Here is a 13608-nt window from a genome sequence, read left to right on the forward strand (position 1 = left end):
ACCGTCTTCGGGGCCTTTTTGCGCTTTTTTGCACGCTCCTCCGTCTTTTATTCCACCGCCGTTACCGTCCCCGTCACTCCGTCAATGGCAAACCGCCAGGGACTGGTGTCCGTCTCCACATACCAGGTGGGCCGCAGCGTCACCGTCCCGGTGCCTGTGGCGGCGTATCCGGCGTACAAATTCGTCACCTGGGAACAGACATAGCCCTCCCGGTTCAGTGCCTCCAGGAACCGGGCCAGGGCGGTGGCGGCGTCAATGGTCTCCTCCCCCGCCATCGTCTCCTCCGTCCCCGCCAGGCGGCGCAGAGAGAGATGTTCCAGCCCCTCCGTGCCCCAGGTCAGCTCCGCCGTCCACTCCGGTACGGGGGCCCCGTCCCAGAGCTGGACATAGCGCAGGACGGTATCGTCCCCCTGCTCCTCCCGCCCGGTATAGCGGGCCTGGAAGCCCAGAGAGGCAAGCAGCTCCAGTCCCTGGGCAGTCATGTCGGCGGTCTCCGGCGGATAAGCGCCCTTCAGCGCCGCCTCCAGCTCTCCCGAGGCGGACACGGTCACGGTGCCCCGCGTCCCCTCCCAGGTGGTGCGGGCGCCCACCGTCCTGTGGCCGGTGAGCTCTCCCGCCAGCTGGGCGGCCTCCGCCTCCCCCGGCGGCTCCAGGGCCACCCGCCGGCCGGTGAGCTCCAGCTCTCCCGGCACCTCGGCGGGCAGGAAGGAGATCTCGTTTTTCTCCATCATGGCAATGACCCGCTGCCGGGTCTCCCGCTGGTTTTGCTCATTGCGCCAGTAGCGCTGACCCACCATGACCAGCAGGGACACGTTGACGATCACCAGCAGCAGGATAATGATGTTTTTGATCTTCGACCAACCCATGGTGACACTCCTATCTCCCGGTCATTCCTCTGCCACCCAGCCGGCGGTCAGCTCCAGCTGGCCGTTGTCGCTGTAGCGCAGCGCCAGCTTCCCCCCCGCCTGGGGCAGGGAATCCATCGCGGCGGCGGCCAGCCGCTCCCCCGGCACAGTGGCGGTCAATCCCGTCCCTGCGCAAGCGCGCAGGTTCAGGCTGAAATCGCTGATCCGGTGGCCCTTGACGGAGAACCAGGCCGCCTCCCCGGTCTCCCCTGTCCACACGGGGACGCCGCCCAGCCGGGCCTGGAAGCGCACCAGCCAGCCCTCGGCGGTGGCCTCCACCCCGGAGAGGACATAGCCCATCTCACCCTTCCAGGGCCCCACCGCCCGGTTCAGCAGCTCCCAGGCGGTCTCGGCGGCCTCGGCGGCAGTAGGCGTCTCCCCCTGGCCGCTCACCGCGTAGCGGCTCTCCTCCCCGGCGTGGAAGGTCACCTTTCCCGCCGCGCTCAGCCGCAGCCGGTCTCCATTTTCGTTGATGGCCAGCTCGCCTGCGGACTCGTAGGCGAAATCCACCCCGGACTGAAAGCCCAGGGAGCCCAGCACCCGCTCCAGCGCCTCCCGGTCTCCCACCAGATCCGGAGAGGAGGCGGCGTATATCTGGGGCTGGGGCGCGACCATGGGCACCAGCACAAAGGGATCCAGGGTTCCGTAGGTCTTGTCATATTGGGTCAGCGTGTAGGCGAAGGCCGCGCCGTTGGGGCTGAATTCCCCAAGGACTTCCTCCAGGTGCCCCTCATAGACCACCTGGGTGCGGGCGCGGCGGTAAACGTTGCCCGTCCGCCAGCACAGCCATACCTCCGTACCGTCCCAGGCCAGCAGCAGCGCCTCTGCCTGCCCGGAAATGTCTTGCCCGCTGCCCAGCCAGTCCGACAGCACACTCATAGGCGGCGTGCCCTGAAAGGCGCAGTACAGCCCCGGCGCTTCCATCAGCTCCTGGAACTGGCGGCGGGTCATGCTCTCCGCCGTACCGGCGGTGGCGAAGCCCTCCCCCAGCAGGTAGGAGATCCGGTCAAAGGCCCGGCCCACCAGATTTTCGTCATAGCTCACCCCATAGAGCCCCATACCGTTGCGCACCGATACCAGATAGGGGGCCACCGCCTCATAGCGGGGCTGATCCACCGTTGAGACCGGCTCCGCCGGTTCGGCCATCCAGTCCTGCATCTGAGAGAACATGGGGGTCTGGAGGGCCAGCAGCACCGCTGAGCAGGTCAGCGCCAGAATGAGCGCGTCCTTGCACAGCTCCACCACCCGCTGTCTGGCGGTGGGCCTGGCCATGGGCGGCGACCACTTACGCCTTGCCATTCTTCGGCCCCCTCACTGGCAGCTCCACCCGGATGGTAAGGCCGGGCTCGGGCTTGTCCACGATGCGGATATCTCCCTGATGCTGGTCTACGATCTCCTTGGCGATGGACAGCCCCAGGCCGGTGCCGCCCGACTCCCGGGAGCGGGCCTTGTCCACCCGGTAGAACCGCTCAAAGATGCGGCCTCTGTCCTGCTTGGGGATGCCGATGCCGTTGTCGCTGACCTCCAGCCATACCCGGCCGCTGTCCAGCTTCCCGGCAGAGACCTCGATCTTCCCTCCGTCTGGAGTATATTTGATGGCGTTGGACACCACGTTCATCATCACCTGGGTCACCCGCTCCCGATCCGCCGTGATCTGGGGCAGTCCCGGCTCCAGCACCATGGTCAGGCTGTGGCCGTGGCGCTGGGCCTCCATCATGTTGGCGCTGACCATGCTCTCGATGGCTTCGGCAAAGGAAAAGGAGGTCAGGTTCAGCTCTCCCCGGCCGGAGTCGAACCGGGACAGGGTGAGCAGGTCCTGGACAATGTGAGCCATCCGGTCAGACTCGCTGAGGATCACGCTCAAAAAGTTTTTTTCCGTGTCCGCCGGCAGGGCCCCGGCGTTGTCCACCAGGGTCTCGGCATAGGAGTGGATATTGGTCAGGGGGGTGCGCAGCTCGTGGGAGACGTTGGCCACAAACTCCTTGCGCATCTCCTCGGTCTTGTGCCGTTCGGTCACATCGTGGATCACCACCAGCACGCCGGTCTGCTCCCGGTGCTCCTTGTCAAAAAGCGCCATCAGCAGCTCCAGGCTTCGTCCTCCCAGCTCCAGGCTGGCGGAGACATAGCCCTCCCGCCGGTCGGCCAGCAGCTCCTCCTGGATCGCCCCGCCGCCGAAGATGGCGGCGTAGTCAATGACCTCCCCCACCGGAAGCGGCCGGCCCAGCATCTCCTCGGCGGCGGGGTTGGAGTGGATGATCTCCCCCCTGGGCGTAAAGGCCAGCACCCCGTCGGTCATGCACAAAAAGAGGGTGTCCAGCTTGTTGCGCTCGTTTTCCACCTCCTGGATGGTGTTTTTCAGCTGCCCCGCCATGTTGTTGAAGGTGGCGGTGAGCACGCCGATCTCATCCCTGGAGTCCACCTCGATCTTGTGGGAGAAATCGCCCTCCGCCACCTCCTCCGCGCCCTCGGTGAGCCGTTCAATGGGGGTGATGAGGGTCTTGGACAGCAGGAAGGAGAGCAGTACGGAAATGGCGATGCCAAAGGCCAGCGCCTCCAGGATGAGGGTCACCATCTGACCGGTCAGGTTCTGCACGGTCTGCTTGTTGTCCTTGATGTAGACCACATAGTCCCGCCCTCCCCGGCAAATGGGGATGGCCACGTCCATATAGGCCGCCGAGGCGTCGGAGGCGTCCCCCACCGTCCCGGTGAGGGCAGCGGAGAGGTTGTGGGTCATAGGCAGGTTCCCGCTGTGCTCGGCGCTGTCAGAGCTGGTCAGGCATGCGCTGGTGGCGGCGTCCAGCACATAATAGTTCCGGGTCTGGCCGTCCACGCCCAGATTGCCTGTATAGGTGCGCAGCATCTGCCCGATCTGCTCCGCACCGTCCTCCTCGTCCTCGGCGGCATTTTGCAGATCCTGGACGAACTCCACGTCATTTTGGAACACGCTTTGCATCTGGTCGTAAAACTGGTTGAGATAAAACCCGGACACCGAGTTCACCAAAAATGCGCCCACCACGGTCATCAGCGAGATAATGAGCAGCGTCATGATGAGCATGAGCTTCATATGCAGGCTGCGGAACACAGGGCCACCCCCTTTGGGAAAATGGAAAGGAATTATGCGGGGATATATCAGGAGATCTGATAGACCCGCAGGGTGCTGTAGGGACGCTTGGGATCCTTGGGTTTGGAGATCAGCTCTCCATCCACCAGCCGGTAATCGTATTTGGCCTCGTCATAGGCCGCCACGGTGAGGCCCGCCTCCCCGGCCACGACGCCGCAGACCGCCCCCTTGAGCCGGTGGCGGGAGACGGGGCGGAGGGTCTCGTCATAGCCCATCAGGGTGCCGCTGCCCGAGCAGACCCAATAGCGGCCCGCCCGGTCGGCCCAGGCTCCCCACTGCTTGTCCTTCACGAGAAGCTGTTGGCGGATGGACAGATCCCCGGGATCCAGGAGCCACAGGCCCTGGGTATAAGAGGACAAAAACAGGGTATCCCCACTGGGAGAAAAGGCGACATCCCAATTGCACCAGCCGGGCAGCTCCACCCGGCCCAGCAGATTCAGCTCGGCGTCCAAACGGAAAAGCGTGGTTTTTTGCGCGAGATAGTCCGTCCTGACCAAATAGAGGCCCTCTCTCCGCAGAAGGAACCGGGTGTTCTGTTCCACTTCTGCCTGGGAGCCCTGCCGCCCCTCCAGATCAAGCCAGGACAGCCGCTGGCACTCTTCATCGCTGGTATCGGAAATATAGACGCGCTCCTGGGTGACCGTCATCACGCTGGTAAATTGGGGCAGGGCCCTGCTCCATCGGGGCCGCCCATCCGGCCCAAACCGGGCGACTGCATAGGCGGGGGGGCCGTAGTCGGAGGCGAAGAGGAAGCCACCCCAAAAGCCCCCGTCGGGCAGCAGACGGAATACCTTGGGGTCGCTGGCGGCCACCGCCCGGCCCTCACATTCCAGGGGCTCCTGCCAGGGCAGAATATCCTGGGAGTCGTAGTCGATGACGCTTCCCGTGGAGAAGCCCATTTCGCTCCACCCCTGGGAAAGAGACACGATCCTCCCGCCCTCGATGCGGCAGGTCTTATCAGGGTCAAAGCCCCCCTGGGGCCCCACGCACACAAGGCCCTTGTCCGCCTCCAGCCGCCAGAGCTGGTTGGCGGGGGACAGGTACTGCCCCTCCCCGTCCGTCGGGGTCAAAATGTGATACTTACTGTCCGTCTCCATGGAATAACCGGCCGACACCACCATTTGGGGCAGCTCCTGAATGACCTCTGCCCGGGTCGTACTCTTGAGTTTGGGCGGGTCGGGGTGGTTCGCCAGCCAGGCGTCTGCCCGGGCCTCGTCCCGAGCAGCGGGCTTTGTGGGCGGAAATTCCTTGTCCGCCCACAGGGGCAGGCCCAAAAGGGCCGCCGTCAGTTTCAGCTGTTCACAGGCGTCCCCCTTCTTCCAGACGGCTCTCAGCCGCTTCTCATCCTCAGGGGGAAGGCCCAGAGCTTCCCGAAACAGCCGGATGTTCCCCGGCTTGTTTTCATTCTCATAGGGATTTAAAAGGTGCCCTGTCAGCCTCTTTCCGGCCTGAAAGAGCTCAAAACTTACCACATCGTCGTCAAAAAGAGCGGCGGAGAGCACCACTGCCTGGGGCAGCCTTCGGGAGAGCTTCTTCCCCTCCCGCTCTACGCTGCCCCACTGAAACTCCTCCTGATAAGCGGAGACGAACCCCTCTGCCCACTGTCCCACCAAAGCCTTGGGCAGCAAAGCGGAGACCTCCTCCAAAGAGGCCCCTTTCACATGCAGGTTGCCCAGCTTTGTTCCCAACGGTCTATCCCTCCTGGTGGAACAGATAGCCCAGCCCCCGCCGGGTGATGATGAACTTGGGGTTGGCCGGGTCGTCCTCCACCTTCTCCCGCAGCCGCCGCACGGCCACGTCCACCGCCCGCACGTCGCCCACATAGCCGTCGTAGTTCCACACGTGCTCCATCAGCGCCTCCCGGGAGAAGACCTTCTCCGGCTGGGCGGCCATAAACTTCAAAAGCTCGAACTCCCGCTGGGTCAGATCCAGGGCCTTTCCATCCTTGAAGGCCATGAGCAGGGCGATGTCCACCAGAATACGGCCCCGCTCCAGCCGCTGTCCCTCCCCCGCGCCAGAGTCGGTGGGCTGGGCGGTGAGCATTTCGGTGCGGCGGATGTTGGCCTTCACCCGGGCCAGCAGCTCCCGCATGGAGAAGGGCTTGGTTATGTAGTCGTCGGCGCCCAGCTCCAGGCCGAAGACCTTGTCGCTCTCCTCCTCCCGGGCGGTGAGCATGATGATAGGGGTAGAGCGGTTGCGCTCCCGCACCGACTTACACACATCGAAGCCATCCATCCGGGGCAGCATCAGATCCAGCAGGATCAGGTCGGGATCCTGCTCCAGAGCCAGCTTCAACCCGGTCTCTCCGTCGTAGGCCTCTATAGTGTCATAGCCCTCCTTGCCCAGGTTGAAGGCCAGGATATCCACGATATTCTTCTCATCTTCCACAATGAGGATCTTCTTGCTCATTTTGTTCCTCCCGCCTCTCGGCTCATGTATTCCTTCGCTTTCAAAATACACGCCACGGTCTTGGCGTCAGTCAGCTCTCCCGTCATGACCCGCTGGACCAGCGTCTCAAAATCAGCGTGTCTGACCTCCAAAAACTCGTCGGCGTCCAAATGCTGTTCGCCAAACTTCAGTCCCCGGGCCAGGTACATATGTAGCACCTCTCCGGAAAATCCGGGGGAGGCCAGAAGACAGCCCAGGTAGATAAACTCCTCCGGCTGCGCCCCGATCTCCTCCCGCAGCTCCCGAAGAGCCGCGTCCCTATGGGGCTCCGACGGGGAGTCCAGCTTCCCTGCGGGCAGCTCCTCCACGACCCGGCCAAAGGGGTAGCGGAACTGCCGCACGGTATAGACCGTGCCGTCCTCCTCCATGGGCAGCACACATACGCCGCCGGGATGCTCCACCACCTCGCGGCTGGCCAGCGCTCCGTTGGGCAGCCGGGCCGTATCCTGGCGCAGCGTTACGATTTTCCCCCGAAAGAGGACTTTGCTGTCCACCGTCTCCTCCCGAAGCTCCATCTCATCACCTCATTATGACACAGATCTCATATCCATATGTAGATAGTATATCACAAGAAAATCCATTCCGCCACCTTAATCTTTTTGTTTTTCTCCCCAGCCGCCCCTTCCAATCTTTACAGCTGTACCTTCCTGCTCTAAAGTCCTATAATCGTAAAAGAAACAGCAAAGGAGGCCCCTCTATGACCATCCAACCCATCGGCGACGCCGGCGGCGCCCTCTGTCTCAGCGCCGCCGACCTCTCTCCCTACGGCTTTTCCCCCTCCACTCTCACCCTGGAGCAGGCTCTATCCCTCATCAAAGACGCCTACCGCCGGGCGGGCATCCCTTTGGAGGGCACTGTAGAGCTGGAGCTCTACCCCGGTCAGTGGGGGGTCATGCTCTTCGCCCATACCGGCGGCGAAATGCCGGCCCGGCCCATCCCCCGCCGGCCCCTTCGCCGAGGGCGCATCCGCCGGGAACCTACATAATTTCACGTTTACTTTTTTCCAAAGTATGGTATAATGGGGAACAGCCCTTCAAAGGAGGAGGTGACCCCCATGGACAAAAAAGGCGTCAAGCCCATCGCCAAAAACGCAAAAGCCTTCCACGACTATTTTGTGGAGGAGCGTTACGAGGCCGGCGTCGTCCTCTCCGGCACGGAGGTCAAGTCCATCCGCCAGGGGGGTGCCAACCTGAAGGACAGCTGGTGCCAGGTAAAAGACGGTGAGCTGTGGCTCTACGGGGTACATATCAGCCCCTATGAAAAGGGTAACATCTTCAACAAAGATCCCCGCCGCACCCGCAAGCTGCTCATGCACCGCCGGGAGATCATGCGCCTTTTGGGCACCGTCCAGCGGGACGGACTCACCCTTGTCCCGCTGTCCCTCTACTTCAAGGACTCCAAGGTAAAAGTGGAGGTGGGCCTGTGTAAGGGCAAGAAGCTCTACGACAAGCGGGCCTCCGCCGCGGAGCGGGACTCCAAGCGGGCCATGGATCGGGCCATGAAGTCCTATAACCGGTAAAGGGCGCGGGCTTTCTCACAGCCCGCCGGAATGAATCGAAACGAGAAAGGATGAAGCGCTATGAGCAACCCTATCGTGACCATCGAAATGGAAAACGGCGGCGTCATCAAGGCCGAGCTCTATCCCCAGGTGGCCCCCAACACGGTGAACAATTTTATCTCTCTGGTGAAAAAGGGCTTCTATAACGGCACTATCTTCCACCGCTGTATCCCCGGCTTTATGATCCAGGGGGGCGATCCTCAGGGCACGGGCACCGGCGGGCCGGGATACACCATCCCCGGCGAGTTTACCTCCAACGGCTTCAAAAACGATCTCAAACACGACCGGGGCGTCCTCTCCATGGCCCGGACTATGATCCCCGACTCGGCGGGCAGTCAGTTCTTCCTCATGGTGGCCCCCGCCCCCCATCTGGACGGGGAATATGCCGCCTTCGGCCAGGTCGTGGAGGGAATGGACGTGGCCGACAGGATCGTCCTCGCCCCCCGGAACGTCTATACCGACAAGCCCAACCAGGATCAGCGGATGAAAAAGGTCACTGTGGATACCTTCGGGGTGGACTATCCGGAGCCGGAAAAATCATAAATCTCTCAGGCCCCAGCGGGCCGTCACGGCGGCTGATGCCGCCTCGACGGGGGCGTACTGGTTTCGACGGGGGCGTGGAAGTGGGAATAGCGGGCGGATGCGCCTAACATCCTTAAAATGGGCAAAAAACAATTAAACGCCAACAATAACGTTGAGCTTGTCGCGGCTTAAGCCGTGACCGTCCCGCCCGAGAGGGCCACGGCTTGGGACGGGGCGTCGTTGCGTGGCGAACGTGAGTGCGGCAAAGCTTTGAGCCCACCATGCACAATGAAGCTACCAAGCCTATGAGTGTGTCAGCCCACGCTTAGGTAAGGGAATGTAAAGGACTGTCTGCGCCCGGAGAAGTTCCCATGAAAATGCTTTCGGACGGGGGTTCGACTCCCCCCGCCTCCACCATAATGAATAGACACCGCTTTTCGAACATTTTTATCGAAAAGCGGTGTCTATCATTTTCTGGAAACCTTGCAGCACAGGCTTTCACACTTTTCTGTGTCTTGGAATTGATTTTTCAAAACACCACAAACTCAAAATACGTAGGCCAATGAAGAAAACCAAATTTATTTCATTGTCAATTTGTACCGAATAATGTATAATACTTTATCATAGAAAAAATTTTTAAAGAGGTGTTTTTATGGAAAATCTCCCCATCAGAAAAATTATTGACAAAATAGGTAGTGGCGAAATTCGTATTCCTTCTTTCCAGCGAGGATTTGTATGGGAGCCTGATGCTATCGCTTTTCTCATGGATAGTCTCTTTAAAGGATATCCTATTGGCGCAGTCCTTTTGTGGAGAACCAAGGAGCAATTGGTAAATGAAAGACAGCTTGGTTGCTTCACGTTACCAGTTCCAGCAAAAGATTATCCCGTAGACTATGTTTTGGACGGTCAACAACGTTTAACTTCTATCTTTTCCGTGTTTCAGACAGAGTTGTCACCAGAGGATAACCCAAATTGGAAAGATATATATTACATTATTGGAAAAGGCCAACAGTTCCAAGAAACACAGTTCGTCCCACTATCCCCTGATGAGGTGGATTTGACAAAGCATTTCCCACTGTCTGTACTATTTGATTCTGTTAAATATAGGAGGGCAACAGAAACTTTAGATGATGATACAAAACAAGAAATAGACAAATTGCAAGAAATTTTTAAAGAAGTTACCATACCTGTGCAAATGATGGAAACAGAGGATAAAAATATTGTTGCCATCGTGTTTGAGAGAGTTAATCGTACTGGCATTCCCCTCAACTCTTTCCAATTGCTTACCGCTTGGAGTTGGAGTACGGATTTTGACCTCCAGGAAAAACTTGATGAATTGTCTGATGAGTTAGCTGGATGTGGATTTGATGGAATCGCAGAAGACCAGAATCTTTTGTTGAAATGCTTTACAGGATACATTCTAAACGATACCTCTCCTGGCGCATTGATGAATTTGAGTGGCGATATGATTCGCGACAACTTTGACTCAATAAAAAATGGGCTGAAATCTACGATTGATTTTCTCAAACAGCAGCTCAATCTATATTCTATACAATATATGCCATATCCAGCCATGATCATATCATTAGTTAAATTTTTTGGTTCTAGAAAAGCAAATGGCCAACTGTATACCGACAAACAGCGCAAACAGTTAATCAAATGGTTCTGGAGAAGTTGTTTCTCCAGAAGATATTCCAGCGGTGTTAATGATGCGCACCGCACAGATCTTGTTGCGATGACGAAATTGCGTGCTGACGAAAACGTTGACATCTGTACATTCAAATGTGATATATCAACATCGTTTTTCCTGATAAATCAATTCAGCATTTCCAGCGTTAATACGAAAACTTTTATTGCAATGCTGGCATCAAATGGGCCACGGTCTTTTATATCTGGTGCTAATGTTGACCTTTCCATCACTTTGAAGCAGGCAAGTTCCAAGGAATTCCATCACATTTTTCCAGATAAGTTCTTGCAGCGTAGCGGAAAAGAAAAGAAAGAAATCTATCCGCTTGCAAACTTCTGTTTCTTAAACAATGCTGATAATCAGAAAATTAAAGACAAGGCGCCTTCAGATTATATGAGCCTGATGAATGTCTCCTCTATTCCTGAAGTGCTGAAAGCAGCTATCTGCCCTCCCGATACTTTTGAAATGGAATACGACAAGTTCTTATCTGCAAGAGCTGAAATGCTTTTGAGTTACGCAAACATGTTGATTAATTAGGCAAATAGGTTCCACCTTTCGAACTCTTTTATTAAAAAGTGGGAGTCGGCATATTTGGAAGGCACTACACCGCAGGGCTTACCGACGTTTTATAGGGAGTTGGCATCTATTTTGTCAGGGTGTTACATCTCAGAAGTTCCCACCACCGTTCCGTTTCCGGCTTTGCCGAAAACTGCACTCTGGTGGGAACTTCTTTCCTTTCCCCCGCGACCCGCTGCGCTGGGCTTGCGGAGGAGGAGATAGGGAACCGCATATCGAAAGCGGGCGCCCTCGCCAGAATAAGTTGACAGGCCGCCAAAGGGTTGGCCTGTCAACTTTTTACCATATGGAATACACTGTCGCAGTCCTCTCACGATTGACTTTTTCTTCGCCAGGCTTTAATATAAGAACTACCCACCTGCCCATGGCAGAGAAACCAAGGAGGCCCCCATGAACCAACTCTTACGCTCCCACGCCGACGCCATCGTCACCGAAGCCATCCGGCAGGTACAGCCCGACGAGGCCGTCCGCCGTGTCCTCTCCGGCCGTTCCTTCGACGGAAAGGGCCGCCTTCTTTTGATCGCCGCGGGCAAGGCGGCCTGGTCTATGGCCCGGGCCGCCTGGGACTGCCTGGGAGACCGGCTCAACGGCGGCGTGGTCATCACCAAGCACGACCACGCCCAGGGCCCCATCGGGCCCCTCACCATCCGGGAGGCCGGCCACCCTGTCCCCGACGGGGACACCTTCTCCGCCACAGCGGAGGCCCTGGCTCTCACCCGGGACTTGACGGCACAGGACGTCGTCCTCTTCCTCCTCTCCGGCGGAGGTTCCGCCCTTTTCGAGTCTCCCCTCATCCCCCAGGAGGCGCTCCAGGACGTGACCCGGCAGCTTCTGGCCTGCGGGGCGGACATTGTGGAGATGAACACCGTGCGTAAGCGGCTCTCCGCCGTGAAGGGCGGCCGCTTCGCCCAGCACTGCGCCCCCGCCCATGTGCTGGCCATCGTCCTGTCCGATATTATCGGCGACCCGCTGGACATGATCGCCTCCGGCCCCGCCTACCCCGACGCCTCCACCTGTGCCGACGCTTTGGCGGTGGCGGAAAAATACGGCCTGAAGCTCTCCGGAGCCGCCTCCGCCTGTCTCCGGGAGGAGACCCCCAAGACGCTGAACAATGTGGAGACCCATATCACCGGCTCCGTCCGAGAGCTCTGCCGGGCCGCCGCACAGGTCTGCCGGGAGCTGGGCTATGAGCCCGTCACCCTCACCGACTGCCTGGACTGCGAGGCCCGCGAGGCCGGCGCCTTCCTGGCCGCCATCGCCAGAAGCCACCAGGATAGCGACAGATCTCTGGCCTTCCTGGCCGGGGGCGAGACGGTGGTGCACCTGACAGGCAAGGGCCTGGGCGGCCGCAACCAGGAGCTGGCCCTCTCCGCCGCCCAGGGCCTCTCCGGCCTGAGGGATACCGCCCTCTTCTCCGTGGGCAGCGACGGCACCGACGGCCCCACCGACGCCGCCGGCGGCTATGTAGACGGCGACACCCAGGCCCAGCTGGAGGGCCAGGGCGTGAAGATATTTGAAGTTCTCAAGGACAATGACGCCTACCACGCCCTCCAGAAAAGCGGGGGCCTTATGGTGACAGGGGCCACCGGCACCAATGTCAATGACGTGGCGGTGCTCCTCATCCACCGCTGAACCCCGGGAGGACATATATATGAGCAAGATCTATGAGATTTATGGTTTTGGCGCCCACGCCATGACCCGCTCCCTTATGGAGGCGGCCAATGTGGCCGCCATGATCCCCGCCGGGGGCACCGTGGCCCTCAAGCCCAACCTGGTGGTGGCCGCCTCCCCCGACAGCGGCGCCACCACCCATCCCGGCGTCCTCTCCGGCGCCATCGAGTACCTCCAGGCCCATGGCTTCGAGGATATCGAGATCATCGAGGGCTCCTGGGTGGGCGACCAGACCGGCCGGGCTATGCGGGCGGCGGGCTACGACGAAGTCTGCGAGGAGTACGGCGTGCCCTTCTACGACCTGAAGGGCGACCAGACCACCCCAGTGGACACCCCCTTTGGGCCCATTCAGATCTGCCGCCGGGCCCTGGATGTGGATTTTCTTATCAACCTGCCCGTGCTCAAGGGCCACTGCCAGACCGTTATGACCTGCGCCCTGAAAAACTGCAAGGGCTGCATCTCCGACAGCGAAAAGCGCCGCTTCCACGCCGCGGGGCTTATGAAGCCCATCGCCGCCCTGGCCTGCGCCCTCAGGCCCCAACTGACCATTGTGGACAGCATCTGCGGCGACCTGGACTTTGAGGAGGGCGGGAACCCCGTCCCCACCGGCCGCATGTACCTGGGCACCGATCCGGTGCAGCTGGACGCTTACGGCTGCCGCCTTATGGGCCTGGAGCTGGAGGACGTGCCCTACATCGGCCTTGCCCAGCAGTGGGGCGGCGGCTCCACCCACATCGCCCCCGACGATATCATCCCCCTCAACGATCCCGCCCAGGCCGGCGCCTACCCCAGTCCCTCCGGCCGGGTGGGCCGGCTGGCCAAACAGGTGGAGGCCGACCAGGCCTGTTCCGCCTGCTACGCCGCCCTTATCCGCGCCCTCCACACCTGCGGCGGAGCTCACGGCGTCCCCATCGCCATCGGACAGGGCTGGCAGGGCAAACCCTTCCAAGGGCTGGGCATCGGCCGCTGCTGCGACTGCGCCGAACAGCAGGTCAAGGGCTGTCCCCCCACCGCCGAGGCCATCGCCAAGGCTCTTCGTGACTGCTCCTCAGATTTCTCGAAGTAGATCACATGCCAGCCGTAGTAGTCGGCGTCTTCTCCGTTGTGGCAGACAAGGCCG

Annotated in this window: 12 protein-coding genes and 1 other RNA gene; 7 read left to right on the top strand and 6 right to left on the bottom strand. The window is 59.9% G+C overall.

Features of this window, described 5'->3' with window-relative positions:
- Window positions 1-47: 47 nt before the first annotated feature.
- The 6 genes from NFR87_RS02465 to NFR87_RS02490 are packed head-to-tail and all read right to left on the bottom strand — an operon-like array spanning window position 48 to window position 6989.
- Complete coding sequence (locus NFR87_RS02465; protein WP_251445858.1) at window positions 48-866, bottom strand: two-component system regulatory protein YycI; 819 nt, start codon at window positions 864-866, stop codon at window positions 48-50.
- Between the two features lie 21 nt (window positions 867-887).
- Window positions 888-2204 carry a hypothetical protein gene (locus NFR87_RS02470; protein ID WP_251445861.1) on the bottom strand — a complete coding sequence of 439 codons (1317 nt, stop codon included), beginning with the start codon at window positions 2202-2204 and terminating at the stop codon, window positions 888-890.
- Entirely contained in the window at window positions 2191-3987 is a 1797-nt protein-coding gene (locus tag NFR87_RS02475) for an ATP-binding protein (RefSeq protein WP_251445863.1), read from the bottom strand. The genes NFR87_RS02470 and NFR87_RS02475 overlap by 14 nt, the downstream gene beginning before the upstream one ends.
- Window positions 3988-4034: 47 nt before the next feature.
- Window positions 4035-5714: a hypothetical protein gene (locus NFR87_RS02480; RefSeq protein ID WP_251445866.1), complete on the bottom strand. Its 1680-nt coding sequence runs from the start codon at window positions 5712-5714 to the stop codon at window positions 4035-4037.
- A 4-nt stretch (window positions 5715-5718) separates the two neighbouring features.
- Window positions 5719-6435, bottom strand: a complete 717-nt coding sequence (locus NFR87_RS02485) for a response regulator (RefSeq protein WP_251445869.1) — start codon at window positions 6433-6435, stop codon at window positions 5719-5721.
- The gene (locus tag NFR87_RS02490; protein ID WP_251445872.1) at window positions 6432-6989 is read right to left on the bottom strand and encodes an NUDIX domain-containing protein; all 558 of its coding nucleotides are present in this window, start codon (window positions 6987-6989) and stop codon (window positions 6432-6434) included. Before NFR87_RS02490 ends, NFR87_RS02485 begins: the two co-directional genes overlap by 4 nt.
- A gap of 182 nt (window positions 6990-7171) precedes the next feature.
- On the opposite strand from NFR87_RS02490, the gene NFR87_RS02495 reads away from it, so the two are divergent.
- The 7 genes from NFR87_RS02495 (at window position 7172) to NFR87_RS02525 (ending at window position 13554) form a co-directional block, all read left to right on the top strand.
- Window positions 7172-7459: a hypothetical protein gene (locus NFR87_RS02495; protein WP_251445875.1), complete on the top strand. Its 288-nt coding sequence runs from the start codon at window positions 7172-7174 to the stop codon at window positions 7457-7459.
- Between the two features lie 69 nt (window positions 7460-7528).
- Window positions 7529-7993 (top strand): SsrA-binding protein SmpB, encoded by a 465-nt coding sequence (gene smpB / locus NFR87_RS02500; RefSeq protein WP_251445878.1) that lies wholly within the window; start codon window positions 7529-7531, stop codon window positions 7991-7993.
- Window positions 7994-8053: 60 nt separating this feature from the next.
- The gene (locus tag NFR87_RS02505; protein WP_251445881.1) at window positions 8054-8575 is read left to right on the top strand and encodes a peptidylprolyl isomerase; all 522 of its coding nucleotides are present in this window, start codon (window positions 8054-8056) and stop codon (window positions 8573-8575) included.
- Window positions 8576-8623: 48 nt separating this feature from the next.
- Window positions 8624-8971: a transfer-messenger RNA gene (ssrA, locus tag NFR87_RS02510) on the top strand.
- A 235-nt stretch (window positions 8972-9206) separates the two neighbouring features.
- Window positions 9207-10778, top strand: a complete 1572-nt coding sequence (locus NFR87_RS02515) for a GmrSD restriction endonuclease domain-containing protein (RefSeq protein WP_251445885.1) — start codon at window positions 9207-9209, stop codon at window positions 10776-10778.
- Between the two features lie 429 nt (window positions 10779-11207).
- Complete coding sequence (locus NFR87_RS02520; RefSeq protein WP_251445888.1) at window positions 11208-12449, top strand: glycerate kinase type-2 family protein; 1242 nt, start codon at window positions 11208-11210, stop codon at window positions 12447-12449.
- Window positions 12450-12468: 19 nt separating this feature from the next.
- Window positions 12469-13554 (top strand): DUF362 domain-containing protein, encoded by a 1086-nt coding sequence (locus NFR87_RS02525; RefSeq protein ID WP_251445891.1) that lies wholly within the window; start codon window positions 12469-12471, stop codon window positions 13552-13554.
- Window positions 13555-13608: the final 54 nt, after the last annotated feature.

Origin of the sequence: Vermiculatibacterium agrestimuris (assembly GCF_943193085.1) — a bacterium.
GTDB lineage: Bacteria > Bacillota > Clostridia > Oscillospirales > Oscillospiraceae > Vermiculatibacterium > Vermiculatibacterium agrestimuris.

What these genes read in the sequence shown, in the direction of transcription:
- NFR87_RS02465 (WP_251445858.1), bottom strand. Translation starts at nt 866, where the DNA reads ATGGGTTGGTCGAAGATCAAAAACATCATTATCCTGCTGCTGGTGATC.
- NFR87_RS02470 (WP_251445861.1), bottom strand. Translation starts at nt 2,204, where the DNA reads ATGGCAAGGCGTAAGTGGTCGCCGCCCATGGCCAGGCCCACCGCCAGA.
- NFR87_RS02485 (WP_251445869.1), bottom strand. Translation starts at nt 6,435, where the DNA reads ATGAGCAAGAAGATCCTCATTGTGGAAGATGAGAAGAATATCGTGGAT.
- NFR87_RS02490 (WP_251445872.1), bottom strand. Translation starts at nt 6,989, where the DNA reads ATGGAGCTTCGGGAGGAGACGGTGGACAGCAAAGTCCTCTTTCGGGGG.
- NFR87_RS02495 (WP_251445875.1), top strand. Translation starts at nt 7,172, where the DNA reads ATGACCATCCAACCCATCGGCGACGCCGGCGGCGCCCTCTGTCTCAGC.
- smpB (WP_251445878.1), top strand. Translation starts at nt 7,529, where the DNA reads ATGGACAAAAAAGGCGTCAAGCCCATCGCCAAAAACGCAAAAGCCTTC.
- NFR87_RS02505 (WP_251445881.1), top strand. Translation starts at nt 8,054, where the DNA reads ATGAGCAACCCTATCGTGACCATCGAAATGGAAAACGGCGGCGTCATC.
- NFR87_RS02515 (WP_251445885.1), top strand. Translation starts at nt 9,207, where the DNA reads ATGGAAAATCTCCCCATCAGAAAAATTATTGACAAAATAGGTAGTGGC.
- NFR87_RS02520 (WP_251445888.1), top strand. Translation starts at nt 11,208, where the DNA reads ATGAACCAACTCTTACGCTCCCACGCCGACGCCATCGTCACCGAAGCC.
- NFR87_RS02525 (WP_251445891.1), top strand. Translation starts at nt 12,469, where the DNA reads ATGAGCAAGATCTATGAGATTTATGGTTTTGGCGCCCACGCCATGACC.